Source organism: Desulfonatronum thiosulfatophilum (assembly GCF_900104215.1).
GTDB classification, from domain to species: domain Bacteria; phylum Desulfobacterota; class Desulfovibrionia; order Desulfovibrionales; family Desulfonatronaceae; genus Desulfonatronum; species Desulfonatronum thiosulfatophilum.
This window is the reverse complement of sequence record NZ_FMXO01000003.1, coordinates 211,457-228,103: the sequence shown is the minus strand read 5'-3', so window position 1 is coordinate 228,103 and position 16,647 is coordinate 211,457. Positions and strand designations below refer to the sequence as shown.

13 protein-coding genes and 1 pseudogene are annotated in these 16,647 nt (G+C 59.3%); 10 read left to right on the top strand and 4 right to left on the bottom strand.

From position 1 onward, the window contains the following. Positions 1-40 precede the first annotated feature (40 nt). Positions 41-601 carry a GAF domain-containing protein gene (locus tag BLP93_RS03745; RefSeq protein ID WP_092117356.1) on the bottom strand — a complete coding sequence of 187 codons (561 nt, stop codon included), beginning with the start codon at positions 599-601 and terminating at the stop codon, positions 41-43. Positions 602-945: 344 nt separating this feature from the next. Between BLP93_RS03745 and BLP93_RS03740 the strand changes: the two genes are divergently transcribed. Together BLP93_RS03740 and BLP93_RS03735 are read left to right on the top strand one after the other, a co-directional pair. Beyond that, positions 946-1,935 (top strand): TAXI family TRAP transporter solute-binding subunit, encoded by a 990-nt coding sequence (locus tag BLP93_RS03740; protein ID WP_244148628.1) that lies wholly within the window; start codon positions 946-948, stop codon positions 1,933-1,935. Positions 1,936-2,168: 233 nt separating this feature from the next. After that, positions 2,169-4,190, top strand: coding sequence for a TRAP transporter permease (locus BLP93_RS03735; protein WP_092117355.1), 2,022 nt, complete (start codon positions 2,169-2,171; stop codon positions 4,188-4,190). 129 nt (positions 4,191-4,319) lie between these two features. Here BLP93_RS03735 and BLP93_RS03730 read toward each other — a convergent pair whose 3' ends face one another. Next, on the bottom strand, positions 4,320-4,769 hold the full coding sequence (locus BLP93_RS03730; protein WP_092117353.1) for a tRNA (cytidine(34)-2'-O)-methyltransferase: 450 nt from the start codon (positions 4,767-4,769) through the stop codon (positions 4,320-4,322). Between the two features lie 82 nt (positions 4,770-4,851). Then, complete coding sequence (locus BLP93_RS03725) at positions 4,852-5,742, bottom strand: tetratricopeptide repeat protein (RefSeq protein ID WP_092117351.1); 891 nt, start codon at positions 5,740-5,742, stop codon at positions 4,852-4,854. A 382-nt stretch (positions 5,743-6,124) separates the two neighbouring features. On the opposite strand from BLP93_RS03725, the pseudogene BLP93_RS17570 reads away from it, so the two are divergent. The 3 genes and pseudogenes from BLP93_RS17570 to BLP93_RS03710 form a co-directional block, all read left to right on the top strand. Continuing rightward, a pseudogene (locus BLP93_RS17570) lies at positions 6,125-7,366 on the top strand (DUF4139 domain-containing protein); the annotation flags it as partial. A gap of 246 nt (positions 7,367-7,612) precedes the next feature. Next, on the top strand, positions 7,613-8,116 hold the full coding sequence (locus BLP93_RS17340; protein ID WP_244148632.1) for an EVE domain-containing protein: 504 nt from the start codon (positions 7,613-7,615) through the stop codon (positions 8,114-8,116). After that, positions 8,103-10,163 carry a peptidase U32 family protein gene (locus BLP93_RS03710; RefSeq protein WP_092117345.1) on the top strand — a complete coding sequence of 687 codons (2,061 nt, stop codon included), beginning with the start codon at positions 8,103-8,105 and terminating at the stop codon, positions 10,161-10,163. Before BLP93_RS17340 ends, BLP93_RS03710 begins: the two co-directional genes overlap by 14 nt. Before the next feature lie 82 nt (positions 10,164-10,245). Here the strand turns inward: BLP93_RS03710 and BLP93_RS16570 are convergent, their stop codons facing one another. Next, a complete protein-coding gene (locus BLP93_RS16570) occupies positions 10,246-10,935 on the bottom strand; it encodes a LysM peptidoglycan-binding domain-containing protein (protein ID WP_139162904.1) in 690 nt (229 codons plus the stop codon). A gap of 486 nt (positions 10,936-11,421) precedes the next feature. Between BLP93_RS16570 and BLP93_RS03695 the strand changes: the two genes are divergently transcribed. The 5 genes from BLP93_RS03695 to BLP93_RS03675 all read left to right on the top strand — a co-directional run bounded on the left by BLP93_RS03695 (position 11,422) and on the right by BLP93_RS03675 (position 16,581). Then, positions 11,422-12,216 (top strand): 2-amino-3,7-dideoxy-D-threo-hept-6-ulosonate synthase, encoded by a 795-nt coding sequence (locus tag BLP93_RS03695; protein WP_092117398.1) that lies wholly within the window; start codon positions 11,422-11,424, stop codon positions 12,214-12,216. Between the two features lie 73 nt (positions 12,217-12,289). Further along, the gene (locus tag BLP93_RS03690; RefSeq protein ID WP_092117339.1) at positions 12,290-13,261 is read left to right on the top strand and encodes a 3-dehydroquinate synthase II family protein; all 972 of its coding nucleotides are present in this window, start codon (positions 12,290-12,292) and stop codon (positions 13,259-13,261) included. Beyond that, the gene (gene pheA, locus BLP93_RS03685) at positions 13,258-14,391 is read left to right on the top strand and encodes a prephenate dehydratase (RefSeq protein ID WP_092117337.1); all 1,134 of its coding nucleotides are present in this window, start codon (positions 13,258-13,260) and stop codon (positions 14,389-14,391) included. The genes BLP93_RS03690 and pheA overlap by 4 nt, the downstream gene beginning before the upstream one ends. A gap of 31 nt (positions 14,392-14,422) precedes the next feature. After that, positions 14,423-15,793: a 3-phosphoshikimate 1-carboxyvinyltransferase gene (gene aroA, locus BLP93_RS03680; protein WP_092117335.1), complete on the top strand. Its 1,371-nt coding sequence runs from the start codon at positions 14,423-14,425 to the stop codon at positions 15,791-15,793. After that, complete coding sequence (locus BLP93_RS03675; RefSeq protein ID WP_092117333.1) at positions 15,790-16,581, top strand: prephenate dehydrogenase/arogenate dehydrogenase family protein; 792 nt, start codon at positions 15,790-15,792, stop codon at positions 16,579-16,581. Before aroA ends, BLP93_RS03675 begins: the two co-directional genes overlap by 4 nt. Positions 16,582-16,647 lie beyond the last annotated feature (66 nt).

Genomic DNA, 16,647 nt, shown 5'->3' with positions numbered 1-16,647 from the left:
AACCGATTCGCAAGGGAAAACACTTTGCGTTCTCTCATCCTTAATCATCAAAGAGCCGGTAGTCGTAGGCTGTCTGCAGCTCGCTATCCAGTTTGAGACGATGGTGTAGGCGGGCATTTTCAATGGCAATGGCACTCAGGTTGGCAATGATGGTCAGAAATTCGATTTCCTCCTCTGAAAAATCCCGGCACTGCTCCGAATAACCCCGCAGCACGCCAATGGCTTTTTCCTCGGCCAGAAGCGGCAAGACCACGACGGAGGAGATTCCCTCTTCCTTGGCTTTTTCCGGATACTGAAAACGCGGATCGGAACAGGCCTCGCGAATGGTGACCTGCTTCCCCGAGAGCGCCTCCTGATCCAGCCCGCTCTTGGCCACTTCAACGGCGCCTTTGCGCAGGTAGCCTTTGCTGAGTCCATGGGAAGCGCCCATCAAGAGATTCTTGCCGTCGTCAGCCAGGAGGCGGATGGAGCAGGCCTTGAGATCAAGGGCTTTGGTCACCTGCTGGGTGATGGCGTCCAATACCAGTGAGGGATCCAGGCTGGAATTGATTACCTTGGCCACTTCGTACAGGGAATGATAATAGTCCTTCTCTTTGGTCATGGGGTCTTACCTCCGGAGGATTCAAGGTTTCGCGCAAATTCTCAGCATATGCATCGACGTCAAGACGTAAAATGGTCCGGCTTGCCTTGTCAGGCTGTGAACAATCATTCCATACCAATGCTACGATAAGCAATTTTCTACCCGGATTCTCCGCAAAGGTCGATATCACGGCAGACGAAAATTTTGCCGTCGAACGAATGAAGTTTAATGTCGCTTACCGATGATTTTCCTCCTTTCATGGGAGAGCACTGACAACTTCAAAATGATTCATGCAAAAAAGAATGCAGTATTGTGATCAGAATCCTTTAATCACTTTCAAAACACCTTCAGCCAAGGAGAGCCAGATGAGAACAAAATTGATGACGTTTCTGATGGGGTTGGCAGCATTGGCCTTGTCTTTCGGAGTCACCCCCGCCGAAGCCCAACGCGCCTCATTCCTCGCTTTCGGCGGCGGCCCGACCGGGGGCACATTCAATTATTTTGCAAACGGCATCTCCATTTATCTGTCCAGAGCCATGACCAATGTGGAAATCTCATCTGAAGGTTCCGGCGGTTCCGGTGAAAATCTGCGAAGGCTCCATGCCGGCCAGGTTGATTTCGGCATTGTGTACGCCGGCGACGCCTACCTTGGCCGCAATGGTCAACTGCCCAATGACGACAGAGAATACGTCAATGTCAGGACCATGGGCTATCTGTACGGCGCACCGGCACAGTTGGTCGTGCGTGCGGATGCCGGCATCAACTCCGCCAAGGATCTGGCCGGGAAACGGGTTGCCGTGGGCAATGCCGGTTCCGGAGCAGCCTTGGCCGCGGAACGTTTTTTCCGGCACATGGGTCTGTGGGATGACATCAATCCGCAATTTCTGGGCTATTCTCCGGCTGCCTCAGCCTTCAAGGATCGCAAGATCGATGCGTTCTGGGTTCTTGTCGGCTATCCCAATGCCTCGATTATTGAAGCGGCCACCCAGGACAATATCGCGCTGGTAAATCTGCACAAGGATGCCGAGGAAAGCGGCTTTTACTCCGAATTCCCCTTCTACGCCCGGGTTGAAATTCCCGCGGACACCTACCGCGGGCAGAGCGAGCCGGTGGTCACTTTCCAGGATTCCACCTTCTGGATGACCAATGTGAAGGTTTCCGACGACGTGGTCTACGATGCTCTGAAGATCATCTATTCACCGGAAGGCCTGCAGCACATGGTCACCGCGCATTCCGCGGCCCGGGAGATGTCCATTGAAGGCGGTCTGAACGGTGCTTCCGTACTCCTGCACCCTGGAGCTGCCAAATTCTGGTCCGAGCAGGGAGTTGCCATCCCTGAAAATCTGAAACCTTAGTTTAACCTTACAAATACGTAGTCCCGGAGCTTTGCAAGGCTGCGGGACTACTTTGTTTCTTTCACAGCGAAACCGATTGGTCGCAACCACACGTGCCCAAAATATCCCCAGTGTAGCGAGCCGCATGATGCATGCCCATGAATAGTCGACGTCAGGCCTGTTCCGCTAAGAAAGCAAAGACCGACGAATGAATTTCACCAACCAGACCTTCACAGCACTCGGAGAGCTTGTACATGACTGACCCACAGGAAATGTCCGTTGCCCGCAAGGAAGAGTTGAAGCGGATTCAGGCCAAGGATGCCAAGACCGGCCGGAAATTGACCGGGGTCTGGAAATGGATGATTTCCATCATGGGTCTTTGCATGGTGCTCTTTTATTTCTACGCCGCCGGCATTCGTCCGGTGAGCGATCAGTATCACCGCGGGGTATATGTCTTTTTGACGTATATCATGATTTTTATCTCCTTTCCTTTCTGGAGACACTCGAACCAGACCCGCCCGACGGTGGTGGATGTTCTCCTGGCGCTGATATCCGCGGGAGTCATCGGGTACTGGATCTTCGAGTTTGAAAACCTGAATTACCGCGCGGGCATGGAAACCCAGATGGATGTCTGGGTCAGCATTGTCGGGATCATCATATCTCTGGAAGTCTGCCGTCGGGTTCTGGGCTGGTCCATCACCATGGGCGGGGTCCTGTTTCTCGCCTACGGATATTTCGGCCCGTATTTCCCCTCGGCCATCGCCCACCGCGGTTTTGACCTCGACCGTCTGGCTCCGTATCTTTTTCTGACCCAGGACGGCGTGTTCGGCGTCATGGCCAGCGTTCTGGTCACATACGTCATTCTCTTCATTTTTTTCGGCGCATTCCTTCAAAAATCCGGAGTGGGGCGTTTTTTTATCGACTGGCCCCTGGCCCTTGCCGGGCGCTCCATCGGCGGCCCAGCCAAGGTCTGCGTCATGGCCTCGGCTTTTTTCGGTTCGGTTTCAGGATCGGCCATTGCCAACACCGTGACCACCGGCGCCTTCACCATCCCTTTGATGAAAAAAGCCGGATTCCGGCCGCATGTTGCCGGAGCCATAGAGCCGGCGGCCTCCATCGGCGGCATGTTCATGCCCCCGATCATGGGCGCGGGCGGATTCATCATGGCCGAGCTGACCAATACGCCCTACGTCCAGATCATGCTCATCTCCATCTTTCCGGCGATACTGTATTTCCTGTCCGTCTTCACCATGATCCATTTCGAGGCCAAAAAGATGAATATCAAGGGGCTCGACTTGGACGACATGCCGTCACCCTCTGCCATATTCAAGCGACACTGGTATAAGTGCGTGCCCCTGGTAATCATCATCGTCATGATGCTCATCGGCTATTCTCCGGGCAACGCCGCATTTTGGGCGACGTTGTCCTGCATCTTGATCAGCCAGTTTGATCCGGAATTTAGGATGGGCCCACAGCAGGTCTGGGAGGCCTTGGTCGCCGGAGCGAAAAGCACACTGGTCATCGGCGCCACAGTGGGAGTCATTGGGATCATCGTGGGCACCATTGCCTTGAGCGGCATCGGTCTCAAGTTCTCGGACATCATTATTTCTCTTTCCGGCGGACACCTGTTGCCGGCACTGATCCTCATCGCCTTGGCCTCATTGATCCTGGGCATGGGCGTACCGGTAACGGCCTCATATCTGATCGTGGCCGTACTGGCCGTACCCGCCCTCCATGAGATGGGCGTCGGTTTGATCGCCGGTCACATGATCGTCTATTGGTTCAGCCAGAATTCGAACATCACGCCGCCGGTCTGCGTGGCCGCCTACGCCGGCGCGGCCATTGCCGGTTCCGATCCCTGGAAAACAGGCTGGACGGCCTTCAAGTTTTCCAAGCTGCTTTATGTCATGCCCTTCCTCTTTGCCTACGAACCGGCCATGACCCTCTATATCGGCTGGGATGAAGCCGTCACGGGTGACGCGGGGTGGGCCGGAATCGCCTCGGTCTATTTCGCCGCGGCCATCGGCACGGTGGCGTTCTCGGCCTGGTCCATGTTCTATCTGTTGCGACGGACTACCATGGTGGAATGGATCATTTTCGGCGGCGCCACCTTCCTCTGCTTCCAGCCGAACCTCCTCAGCGATGCTATAGGCATCGGCATCGTCGTTCTCTTGGGGATGTGGCAGCACCGCAAGAACAAGCTGGAAGAGGCCTTGGCGGCAACGGCAAAATTTATTGCCCCCGAGCAGACAATTGTGGGGGGAAAAATCGTCTGAGCATCGAGACGGATGTCGTTTCCTGTTGAACAAAGGGTACCAAACAGCAAGGCCCGGGAGAAGTCAAAAACTTCCCGGGCCTTGCTTGTGAAGCGGCGATGACGCCTGACGCATGCCTTTTGGGAGGTTTTACGGAATGCCTCCCGTCTGGCGCAATGCTTCGTAGAGTACGATTCCGGCACAAGTAGACAGATTCAGGCTGCGCACTTCTCCCCAGATCGGCACGCGGATGCAGGGCGCATCGTTTGCAAGCAGTTCCGGAGGCAGACCTCTGGTTTCCGGCCCAAACACCAGCAAATCCTGCTCCTGAAATGGAAACTGATGGAGCTCAACTCCTTTTCTCGCACTGCTGAATACCAGGCGGCCAGGACTGATTCCCTCAAGAAACTCCTCCCAGTTCGGCCAGACCCGAACCTGGACGTGCTTCCAATAGTCCAGTCCCGCCCGACGCAGATATTTATCCTCAAGCCGAAATCCCAGGGGTTCGATCAGATGCAGCGGAGTCTGCGTCGCCGCGCAGAGCCGTGCAATATTGCCCGTATTCGGAGGTATTTCTGGTTGATACAAGACTATCTGCACTCACGACTCCGTGAAGCATCCAAGATGGAAGGGAAATCCGGCAACGGCACTCGACTCCGTCGTGGATAATAAGGTCTGAAGATCATTGTCCGGCACGCCGCTGAAGAACCCACTGCTCGGCCTGTCTGCGGGCATCGCTGATCTGTCCCGGCGTCATGCGTGTTTCAGCCAGATTCATTGCTTCGGCTGCCTGTTCAAGCCCATGGAATACGGCCAGGATGAACCACTTGTAGGCCAGCACGTTTTCCTGGGAGACTCCCTGACCGGTCAGATACATCACCCCCAGATTGAGCTGCGCCTCGGGCAGTCCCTGTTGCGCGGCCATCTTGTACAAGGCGGCGGCTATGTGAAGATTCTGTTTCACGCCCTCGCCCCGCTCCAGCAAATATCCGGCGTGATACTGCGCCGGCGCATAGCCTCTTTCAGCTGCAGCAACGAGCAGATCCAAGGCTTTCTGAACGTTCTCTTCCGCATCTTCCTGCTCCAGATGCAATTGGGCCAGATTATACAATGCCTCTGGGTGGCCCTGATTTGCAGCCTCGGTGTACCAGCGCAGCGCCTGGTTCTTGTCCGGAGCGAATCCCAGTCCCTCTTCGAAGAGGATGGCCAGATTGTTCTGGGCTTCCGGGTGCCCCCGTTCAGCGGCGATTCGGTACCAATGGGCGGCATGCAGATAATTTCGCTGCACCCCGACCCCCATGGCGTACATGGCTCCCAGATTGACCTGGGACTCCAGATGTCCCTGCTCGGCTGCCTTGGTAAACCAGTAGAACGCCGACTCCGAATCACGCGGCACGCCGCGACCCTCGCCGTAGATCAACCCCAATTGATGCTGAAACATTGCATCACCCGCCAGGGCATGCTGCTGGACATAACCCAGGTCATGGCCGGAACCCGCGGAATAGCTTCGTTCCGCCCCGGCAAAGAAAAACATGACAACGAGGCAGCCGCAAAAAGCGATCCGCTTGGACATGAGAACTCCTCGGATGAAGTTAAAGGCGACATTTCAGCGATTGAGGCTGCCGCCAAGGGCGGCAACGTCTTCATCGGAACAACCATTGCCCGTTGAGAGAAAACGGATACTTGTCATTGACCTCTCGCTTCGCATCGCTGTAGATTAAATATTGCCGGCGAAACGGGTCTCGTCGAAAAGCCGGTTCTGCCCATATTTCTCTAATGGATTCCAGAGAAGTCCGCTGCTGAAATCCCATTGCCTGTGTGATGTACAAAATCCACGTTCATCCGGCAATCTCCCTTGCAGCGCATTTCCGTGTACAGGCAACCACGCCCCTCGCCGGCTCTTCAACACCCGCTCCGGCGTATACTCAACGTTCATTCTGCTGAGGAAGGCATACATGAAATTATTAAATCTTATTCTTCTTTTTGTTCTCCTGGTCTTTTCGGCACAGTTATCCTGGGGGGGGACCACCAAATCCCTGACCGTCACCGTCTACAATCACGGTCAGGCCCTGATCAACGAGGTCCGCGAGCTGGAACTGCCCACCGGAACCGGAACGGTTGAGTTCAGCGGTGTCGCCGAAACCATTGCGGCCTCGACGTTGCAGGTTCGCTCACGGACCGCTCCGGAAGACTTTGCCGTGCTGGACATGAACTACGAGTATGACCTGATCAGTGTGCAGAACCTGCTGGATCGTTATGTCGGGCGATCCCTGCAGGTCGTTCTGCCCGATCCCCACGACCGCAAGGCAACCATCCTTCGCGAAGCCACACTGCTGGCCAATAACGATCGCCCGATTTTCCAGGTTGAGGGTCAGATCTACGTCGGCGACTACGACTCGGTCTATCTGGCCGAAATGCCGGAAGGACTACGGCCCAGGCCGACATTGGTCTGGCTGGTGAACAATCTGGGCCCGGTTCGGCAGGACATTGACGTCTCCTACCTGGCCGGAGGCATGAGCTGGCGTGCCGATTACGTGCTCAAGGTGGACCGCGACAACGACCGGGCCTCCTTGTCCGGCTGGGTCACTCTGGACAACCAGTCCGGCATGGCCTTTGCGGATGCCGCCCTGAAACTGGTTGCCGGCGATGTGCATGTGGTTCGCCCCGAACCGACCCGAATACGCCGCGACATGGTCATGGCCGCGCCCATGGTCGCGGAGCAGATGCAGCAGGAAGATTTTTTCGAGTACCACCTCTACAGCCTGCCCCGTCCGGTGCACATGGCCAACCGCCAGACCAAACAGGTCAGCCTGCTGCAGGCTCCGGACATGCTGCTGGAGAAAAAGCTTGTCTCCCGCTACAGCGGATATCCCGGCCCCGGGCAGGGAACCATCAAACAGGGCGTCGACGTCTTCTTGATCTTCAAGAACGCCGAAGACAACGGACTGGGCATGCCTCTTCCAAAAGGAATCGTCCGGGCCTATCAGGAAAGCCGGGACGGCAGCACCCTGTTCATTGGCGAGGATCGCATTGATCACACCCCACGGGACGCGGACGTGGAATTGAAGATGGGTCAGGCCTTTGACGTAAACGTGGAGCGGCGCATGCTCTCCCATGAGCAGATCGGCAAGAACATGGCCCGCTACACCTGGGAGATCCGGGTCCGCAACAGCAAGAACGAACCGCAGCGGGTGATCCTGGAGGAGTATGTGCACGGTGACTGGCGGCTCACGCAATCCAGCCATCCCCATGAAACCGTGGACGCTCGCCTGATCCGTTTCCAGGTCGTCGTTCCGCCTTCCAGCGAGCAGGACCAGCTCGTTCTGACCTATACGGTGGAACACGATTTTGATTCCACAAAACCAGGTTTCGTCTCGGGCATTTCCCACTCCGGCGGGAATCTGTCCGAACCCCCTATTCCCATTGCCGCCTGGAGCCAAACCATGCCCAACTACTGGCTGCTCAAAAGCGAGCCCACCTGCTTTGCCATCGACGACCTTGCCGCGGCCCCGAACCAGACCACATACTGGGACGGGGTGCGAAACTATCAGGCCCGCAACCTGATGCGCGATATGCGCACCGGGGATCAGGCCCTGTATTATCATAGCCAAGTCAACCCTTCCGTGGTCGGTCTGGTCGAAATTGTCCGTGAAGCCTATCCGGACCACACTGCCTGGGATCCCCAAAGCGACCACTTTGATCCGAGATCCACGCCGGAAAAACCGGCATGGGACATGGTGGACATCCGCCTGATGCAAAAGTTCGCCCATCCCCTGCCTTTGCCCATGCTGCGCACCATCACGGCACTGACCGGCATGGAACTGCTGCGCAAAGGCAGCCGACTTTCCGTCCAGCCCGTAACCGCGGACCAGTTCGCAATCATCCTTGAGCTGGCCGCGAATCAATCCTCATCATCGATTTCCCAGGAACTCCATGCAACTCAATGAAACAAGCTCCCCGTCCTTCAAGCCGGAAATACTTGCTCCCGCCGGAGACCGACAGGCCTTCCTGGCGGCTCTGGCTGCCGGAGCCGACGCCGTCTACTGCGGCCTGAAGCACTTCTCGGCCAGGATGGAAGCGGAGAATTTTTCCCTGCGCGAACTGGCCGACCTGACCCAGCTGGCCCAATCCAAGGGCTGCAAGGTCCTGGTGGCCATGAACGCGCTGCTCAAGCCCCGGGATCTCACTGCCGCCGGACATCTGGTGGACCAGTTGCAGCGCCACGTCCATCCGGACGGACTCATTCTTCAGGATCTGGGACTGCTGGAACTCACCCGCCAGACCGGCTTCTCCGGCGAGGTGCATCTCTCCACCCTGGCCTGCGTCAGCACGGCCTCAGGCCTGGAGACCGCGGCGCGCCTCGGCGTGCGGCAGGTGGTGCTGCCCCGGGAACTGCATCTGGATGAAATCAAGCAGATGGCCCAGGCTTGCCCATCGGGCATGAACCTGGAAGTCTTCGTCCACGGCGCGCTGTGCTACGCCGTCTCCGGACGCTGCTACTGGAGCAGCTACATGGGCGGCAAAAGCGGGTTGCGGGGGCGTTGCGTCCAGCCGTGCCGACGGGTTTACAAACAGGAGGGCCGCATGGGGAGCTATTTCTCCTGCCAGGATCTCAGCCTGGACGTGCTGGTCAAAACCCTGCTGGACATCCCGGAAGTTCGCACCTGGAAAATCGAGGGCCGCAAGAAAAGCGCCCACTATGTTTTCTACACCGTCACCGCATACCGCCTCCTCCGGGACGAAAGCAATTCGGTCCGCGCCCGAAAAGAAGCCGCTGCCTTGCTGGAAATGGCTCTCGGCCGCCCCGGATCCCATGCCGGATTCCTGCCCCAACGAAAATACACGCCCCTGGCTCCGAACACGCACCTCGCTTCCGGGCTTTTGGCCGGGCACATTCCCAAGGATGCAAAAACCGCCTTCATCCGGCCACGGCTTCCCCTGCATCCGGGTGATCTGTTGCGGCTCGGCTCCGAGGATCAGCCATGGCACAGGGTCCTGCGGGTCACCCGGTTCGTCCCCAAAGGCGCACAATTCAACCTTGCCGTGGAACAAGGAAAAAAAGCTTCCGATAAAACGAAACGTTCCTTCGATGGCAGACCAGGAGGCACAACGCCCAAGAGTACGGCCCCGCCGCCGGGAGCCCCTGTCTGGCTCATTGATCGTCGTGAACCGGAATTGAAACGACTGATCCAGCAACTTGAAATCGAGCTGAACCAGTTCGCATCGGATGATGTTCAGGCCTCGTCCTTTGCCCCGACTCTGCCTCGAGCCGCTCGCTTCGAGGGCCGCGGGCGAACCATGACGGTCTCCCGCAGGCCGCGACGAAGCCAGGAAAAAGTTGCCCAGGCAATGTGGTTGGACCCGAAATTCCTGGAGCACATGGGCAGGGAAACCTGCCGCCGATTGTGCTGGTGGCTGCCGCCGGTGATCTGGCCGGAAGAGGAATATATCTGGCGCAAAGCCCTGGAGCAGGTCCAATCTGCTGGAGCGACATTTTTTATCTGCAATGCATCCTGGCAGCTTTCCCTATTCGATTCCCCGATCTCCATGACGGATCGGGAAATCTGGGCCGGCCCCTTCTGCAACACGGCAAATGCCCTGGCCATAGATCAACTGCGGCAAATCGGATACGACGGCGCCGTGGTCAGCCCGGAACTGGACGAAGAGTCTCTCCTGGCCCTGCCCGAACAGGCCAGTCTGCCACTGGGAATTATTATCGAAGGAATGTTGCCTTTCTGCGTCTCACGCCTGCAGGCCGAGGAACTGGTCCCGGAAAAGCCTTTGGTCAGCCCCAAAGGCGAAATCGCATGGACGCGCAAATACCAGCAGAATCTCTGGGTCTATCCGGACTGGACCCTGGACTTGCGCCCTTACAGAGAAAAAATCGAATCCGCGGGGTACCGCATCTTCATCCAGCTTGAGGAAAAACTTCCTGCGGGACTAGATCAGCGGCCCCGGACATCCCCGTTCAACTGGAACTTGCGGTTGCTCTGAAATCTGGAGGAAGGAAAATCCGGCTCGCGCACGCGTCTGACTGATCTGTTCAACGAAAGCGCGAACCGGATTGGAAATTGCTCTAAGGCCTGATCGTGAGGACCTGACCTGGGTTGATCCGGTCTCCGCTGAGGTTGTTCTGGCGGCGAATGTCATCCACGCTCACATTGTAGGTCCGGCTGATGCGAAACAGGGTCTCGCCGGGCTGCACCTCATGGGTTACTCCCCTGGAGGCTGCCGGACGTTGCGGTGCCGGGGCTGATGAAGCGACCTGAGCTGGTGCGGGAGCCGGAGCCGGGGTGGGAGCGGGTGCCGGAGCGGCCGTTTGTTGCCGGGCAGGCTGCGGAGCGGGCGCCGCGGCTTGCGCGGTTTGCCGCGTTGCCGGCGGGCTGGAGACTTCAGCGACCTGCTCCTTCATTTCCCGGGAAAGCTTGTCCACCCGCATGGTCAGGATACTGAAATCGCCCTGCATCCGGACCAAAGCCTGCTGGCGTCCGCTCTCCTGATTTTCCAACCCCATAATCCTGGACTCGATGCTCTCCAGCCGGGCCAGAATGTCGCTGAAGTCCCGATCCGGATTCCCGCCCCGACCGGACGAGATGATGATCACCATGATGATCAGGACAAACAAGCCAACGCCGCCAAGAATCAATTGCTTTCCACGGCCTTCCAAAGCTTCTCGCAAAGTATACGGTTCCGGTTCAGGAGTCTCAACTTCTCTCGGTTCCTGCTCCATGGATTCCAACTTCTGCAACCAGCTTTTTTTGTCCATATATATTCTCTCCGGTTAGTGTTGACGTGCGTCGGCATGTTTCCAAAAAACACCGCAAGATGCAAGTCGATTCTGCTCCAGAAGCAGTGATATTCCCGTGTTCACTCATCCTTTGACAAGTTGACGCTTCCTCTTCCGATCGTAACAACCGGGATGATTTGCTTATTCGGGGTGAGGAACCGTCATTACTGTAATCAGGAAATTTTCTGAAATAAATGCTTGACACATAAAAACTGTTTCGACTAGCTTTATTTCCATGCCTTCCTCAATCACCTTCCTCTCCACCAATTTTTATTTTGGTTTTTTTTATTTTTGGCGTGGATTGGCCTGTGGTCAGAGGGAAGCGGTGTATCCAATACAATAGGAAACCAGAATAAACCGCTCTCAAAGGGCCGCAGGCAAACCGCCTGCGGCCTTTTTTTTGGCTCAGGCGGCGACGAGACGGACTCCTGGAGACAATGCCGGGGAGATGAGATCATGCAAAACATGCACTTGGGAAAAGCCGTCCGACTGGAACGCATTTTCAACCGCAACACGGGGCGCACCATTGTCGTGCCCATGGACCACGGCGTCAGCGTGGGGCCGATTTCCGGGCTGGTGGACATGCGCGAATCCATCAACAATGTTGCCGAGGGCGGAGCCAACGCCATCATCCTGCACAAGGGGCTGGTGCGCTGCTCCCATCGCGGCCGCGGCGCGGACATCGGACTGATCGTCCATCTTTCCGCCAGCACGTCCCTGTCCCCCTTTCCCAACGCCAAGACCCTGGTCGGCACGGTGGAAGACGCCATCAAGCTGGGGGCGGACGCGGTCAGCCTGCACATCAACCTCGGCGACGAGACCGAGCGGCACATGCTGGAGCAGATGGGTCGGGTGACCACTTCGGCCATGGATTGGGGCATGCCCGTATTGGCCATGGTCTATGCCCGCGGCCCGAAGATTCCCAGCGAGTACGATCCGGAAGTAGTCGCCCAGTGCGCCCGGGTCGGGGTGGAATTGGGCGCGGACGTGGTCAAGGTGCCGTACACCGGCAGCATCGACACCTTCCGTCCCGTTGTGGACGGGTGCTGCGTTCCCGTGGTCATCGCCGGCGGCCCAAAGCTGGACAGTAGCGAGGACCTGGTGCGCATGGTCTACGACAGCCTCCAGGCCGGCGGCGCGGGATTGTCCATCGGCCGCAACATCTTCCAGGCCAAGCAGCCTTCCCGCCTGGTTCAGGCCCTGCACGGCATCGTCCATGACGACTGGGAAGTGGCCCAGGCCATGGAACTGCTGCAGTAAAATCAAGACAAGTCGGACCTCGGCGAAGCAGCTTGCTCTGCTGAAAGAGACGCGACAACAAGAGGACAACATCATGCCCCAAGTCTGGTTTAAAGCCGTTCCCTTCGACAAGACCTCCGTGACTTTGGCCCTGGAATCCGGAGTGGACGCCCTGATTGCTCCCGCGGACCGGGTTGACGAGATCAGGGCCCTGGGCCGCGTTCAGGTCCTGGCCGAGAACGAAATGGAAACAATCTGTCTGGAACAGAAGGCCGACGAAGAACAGGCCGTGCACTGCCTGCGCACCCAGGGCAAGGTCCTGCTGCGTCTCGGCTGGGAGATCATTCCCGTAGAAAACATTCTGGCCCAGGGTAATGGGCTGGGCGTGGAGGTTGCATCCCTGGACCAGGCCCGACTCGCCGCGGGGATCCTGGAACGCGGCGTTGATTTCGTGGTTGTCCTGCCCGAAGCAGTGCAGGAATTGAAAGCCATCGTGGCCGCCTTGAAACTCTCCGAGGGCCGCCTGGACCTGGACACGGCCCGGATCGAGGAGATCACGCCCGTGGGCCTGGGCCACCGGGTCTGCGTGGACACCTGCTCTTTGCTGCGCACCGGCCAGGGCATGCTGGTGGGCAATTCCAGCGCCTTCACCTTCCTGGTCCATGCCGAAACCGAAGACAATCCCTATGTCGCGGCCAGACCGTTCCGTATCAATGCCGGCGCCGTGCATGCCTACACCCTGCTGCCCCGCGACCGGACCGCCTATCTCGGCGAAATTTCCGCCGGAAGGGAAGTGCTGGTCGTGGACGCCCAGGGCCGGACATCCTTGGCCGTGGTCGGCCGCGCCAAGATTGAAATCCGCCCCCTGATCCTGATTGTCGCGGTATGCGGCGAACGCAGGGGGACGATCTTCCTGCAAAACGCGGAAACCATCCGCCTGGTGCGTCCTGACGGGACCCCGGTCAGCGTGGTGGCTCTGGCTCCCGGCGACGAGGTGCTGTGCCGCCTGGACACGGCGGGACGCCATTTCGGCATGGCCATTAGCGAGGAGATCAGCGAAGCATGAGCCAGAACAACAGCCAGCCATCCCTCTCCGAAGAAACTCCTACCCGGATGAGCGAACTGCGGCAGGGGATCGACGCCGTGGACCGTGAGCTTCTGACCCTCCTGAACCGCCGGGCGGCCTTCAGCCTGGAGGTCGGACGGCTGAAGCGGGACCAGAAGGACATCATCTTCAAACCCTTTCGCGAGAAGGAACTCCTGACCAAACTGATCGCGGCCAATCCCGGCCCGCTTCCGGAAGAGCACCTGCGTACCATCTACCGGGAAATCCTCTCCTCCTCCCGCCGTTTGCAGCGACCGCAAACCATCGTTTACCTCGGCCCCGAAGGCACGTTTTCCTACTTCGCCGGAGTGGAATACCTCGGCCACAGCGGGGAATTCCGGCCCAAGCCGACCCTGCATGAAGTCTTCACGGCCATCGTGCGCAAGGAAGCCGAACTGGGCGTGATCCCCCTGGAAAATTCCCTGCAGGGCACCGTCGGACAGAGCCTGGACCTGTTTCTGCAGTTCGAGGTCCATGTTCAGGCGGAAATCTACTGCAAGATCAGCCACGCCCTGCTCTCCACGGCCCGGCAGATGGCCGACGTGAAACGGGTCTATTCCCATCCCCAGGCCCTGGAGCAATGTTCCGCCTGGCTGCGCGCCCAGTTGCCCACGGCCGGCATCGTACCCGCGGAAAGCACGGCCGCCGCGGCCCGCCGGGTCCTGGAGGAACCGGACAGTGCCGCCATCGGCCATGTCCGCCTCGGCCAAATGCTCGGCCTGACCGCCCTGGCCCAGCGCATCGAGGATCAGCCGGACAACTGGACCCGATTTCTGGTCATCGGTTCCGTCCCGGCCGGAACGGGCAATCAGGACAAGACGTCCATCCTGTTCACCCTGCCGGACAAGCCCGGTTCCTTGGCCGCAGTCCTGAACCTGCTGGCCCGGGAAGGCATCAACATGAAAAAACTGGAATCACGCCCATTTCGCGGCGAGAAATGGAAGTACGTCTTTTTCGTGGACCTGGAATGCGACATCAGCCGTGAGGAATACCAGCGGGTTCTGGCTGACCTGCGCGATAACTGCCATACCCTGCGGATTCTGGGCAGTTACCCGTCGGGTCCCTACCTGGACGTTTCCGCCGACACATGATCATTATTTTCTGCTTCATCAAGGACGCACCATGACCACACAACCCTCTCCGATCATCCTCCAGGCTCCGGCCTCCAAGTCCCTGTCCCACCGCGTGCTCATCGCCGCGGCCCTGGCTCCGGGCAAATCCCGCCTGTCCAATGTCCTGGAAAGCGAGGACCTCGAACGCACCCGAGACATTCTGGCCCTGGCCTCGGCCCTGATCCAGCGTGACGAACCGGGCCGGTACACGGTCTCCGGCATGCCTCGCGGCCCTCAGGGTCGCCAGAGCCAGGACGACCAGGAACCGCTGGTCATGGACGTGGGCGAATCGGGCACGACCTGCCGTCTGCTGACGGCGGTTTTGGCCGCGGGCCAGGGAGCGTTCCGCATCCAGGGCCGAGGCAAGATGCACGCCCGCCCCATTGCCAGCCTGGTCCGGGCCCTGCGCGAGCAGGGTACGGATGTCGACTACCTGGAACAGCAGGGCTGCCCGCCCCTGCTCCTGCGGGCCGCGGGCCTGCCCGGCGGCGAAGTATCCATCGATCTCGACGAATCCAGCCAGTACCTCTCCGGCCTGCTTTTGGCCGCGCCCTTGGCCCATGCCCCCCTGACCGTCCGGATCGGCGGGAGCAAGGTGGTCTCCTGGCCCTATGTCGGCCTGACGTTGCAGATCATGGAACGGTTCGGGGCACGCTTCCAGGTCCAGAGCCTGCAGGATGAACGCTGGACGGACGTGCCCTGGCAAGCCCCTGGAAATGTGGTTCCCGCACGCCTGCGCATCGTGGTCCAGCCCGGCGCGTATCAGCCCCGGGACATGGCCGTGGAAGGAGACTGGAGCAACGCCTCGTACTTTCTGGCCGCCGGCGCGCTGAGCCGTGTTCCGGTGGGTCTGCGGGGGCTGAACGCCGACTCTCTCCAGGGCGACCGGGCCATCGCGGACATCCTGGCCCGAATGGGCGCCGGGGTCACCTGGAAGGAGAACGAGGTCGTGGTCGCGGGCGGCCGGTTGCATGGCGTGGACCTGGACATGGGCTCCTGCCCCGACCTGGTACCCACGGTGGCGGCCGTTGCGGCCCAGGCCGAGGGAACCACCACCATCCGCAACGTGGCTCATCTGCGCATCAAGGAAAGCGATCGTTTGGACGCCGTGGTCACGGAACTCACCCGTATCGGAACCAAGGCCACTCCCCTGGAAGACGGCATGCGCATCGAGCCGGCGCCTCTTCCCGCGGGTCGGCGCTTCGCCTTCAAGACCTACGGCGACCACCGTTTGGCCATGAGCCTCTCGCTCCTGGAACTGGCCGGAATCGGCGTGGACCTGGACCAGCCGAGCTGCGTGGCCAAATCCTTTCCGGAATTCTGGAACCGCTGGGCCGAACTGAAAGTCGGCTTGCACGCGGCCGGACAGGAGACTTCATGACATCATTGACGGCTCCGCCGGCCGGCACGGGCAGCCGCGCCGTCGACCGGATCTCACGTTGCTGCGTGATCGGTTCGGGCGGACGGATGGGCGGCCTGTTCGTTGCCCGACTCCGGAAGGCCGTAATCGAGACTGCCGGGCTGGATCAGCCCCTGGAAGCCCCGCTTCTGGCCGAGGTGTTGCCCAGCCAGGATCTCGTGCTCCTGGCCGTTCCCGCGCCGGCCATGGAAGAGGTCCTGGTGAAATGCGCCCCGCATTGCAGGCCAGATGCCATTCTGGTGGATATCTGCTCCGTGAAGGTCCAACCCCTGCGCCTGATGCTGCAATATCACCCGGGACCCGTGGTGGGCACGCATCCCCTGTTCGGTCAGGATCCGGGCGAAGCGCCGCGCGTCGCCGTGGTCCCTGGCCGCGACGATCAGGCAACGCAAACAGTCTCCTCGGTGCTGGAAGACCTCGGGTTTCAGACCTTCCCCACCACGGCGGAGACCCATGACCGGGCCATGGCCGCAATTCAGGGGCTGAACTTCGTGACCACAGCCGCCTATCTGGCCGCGCTGGCCGGGGATGACGGCCTGCGGGATTTTCTGACTCCCTCCTTTGAGCGCAGATTGGAAGCGGCCCGCAAAATGCTGACGGAAGACGCAGCTCTTTTTGCTGACCTGTTCGAAGCCAACCCCTACAGCCAGGACGCGGTCCGCCAGTTCCGCTCCCACCTGAACATCGCTGCCGGCGGGGACGTAGACGTCCTGGCCCAGCGGGCCGGCTGGTGGTGGCGAAGCTCATGATTTAGGGGAAGATGGCTCAAAAGCTTGTGCATCGTCACGACATTTACTCAAAAGCCGCCTTCCCAG

What these genes read in the sequence shown, in the direction of transcription:
- BLP93_RS03745 (WP_092117356.1), bottom strand. Translation starts at nt 601, where the DNA reads ATGACCAAAGAGAAGGACTATTATCATTCCCTGTACGAAGTGGCCAAG.
- BLP93_RS03695 (WP_092117398.1), top strand. Translation starts at nt 11,422, where the DNA reads ATGCACTTGGGAAAAGCCGTCCGACTGGAACGCATTTTCAACCGCAAC.
- BLP93_RS17340 (WP_244148632.1), top strand. Translation starts at nt 7,613, where the DNA reads ATGCCCAACTACTGGCTGCTCAAAAGCGAGCCCACCTGCTTTGCCATC.
- BLP93_RS03675 (WP_092117333.1), top strand. Translation starts at nt 15,790, where the DNA reads ATGACATCATTGACGGCTCCGCCGGCCGGCACGGGCAGCCGCGCCGTC.
- BLP93_RS03690 (WP_092117339.1), top strand. Translation starts at nt 12,290, where the DNA reads ATGCCCCAAGTCTGGTTTAAAGCCGTTCCCTTCGACAAGACCTCCGTG.
- BLP93_RS03735 (WP_092117355.1), top strand. Translation starts at nt 2,169, where the DNA reads ATGACTGACCCACAGGAAATGTCCGTTGCCCGCAAGGAAGAGTTGAAG.
- BLP93_RS03710 (WP_092117345.1), top strand. Translation starts at nt 8,103, where the DNA reads ATGCAACTCAATGAAACAAGCTCCCCGTCCTTCAAGCCGGAAATACTT.
- BLP93_RS03740 (WP_244148628.1), top strand. Translation starts at nt 946, where the DNA reads ATGAGAACAAAATTGATGACGTTTCTGATGGGGTTGGCAGCATTGGCC.
- BLP93_RS03725 (WP_092117351.1), bottom strand. Translation starts at nt 5,742, where the DNA reads ATGTCCAAGCGGATCGCTTTTTGCGGCTGCCTCGTTGTCATGTTTTTC.
- aroA (WP_092117335.1), top strand. Translation starts at nt 14,423, where the DNA reads ATGACCACACAACCCTCTCCGATCATCCTCCAGGCTCCGGCCTCCAAG.
- BLP93_RS16570 (WP_139162904.1), bottom strand. Translation starts at nt 10,935, where the DNA reads ATGGACAAAAAAAGCTGGTTGCAGAAGTTGGAATCCATGGAGCAGGAA.
- pheA (WP_092117337.1), top strand. Translation starts at nt 13,258, where the DNA reads ATGAGCCAGAACAACAGCCAGCCATCCCTCTCCGAAGAAACTCCTACC.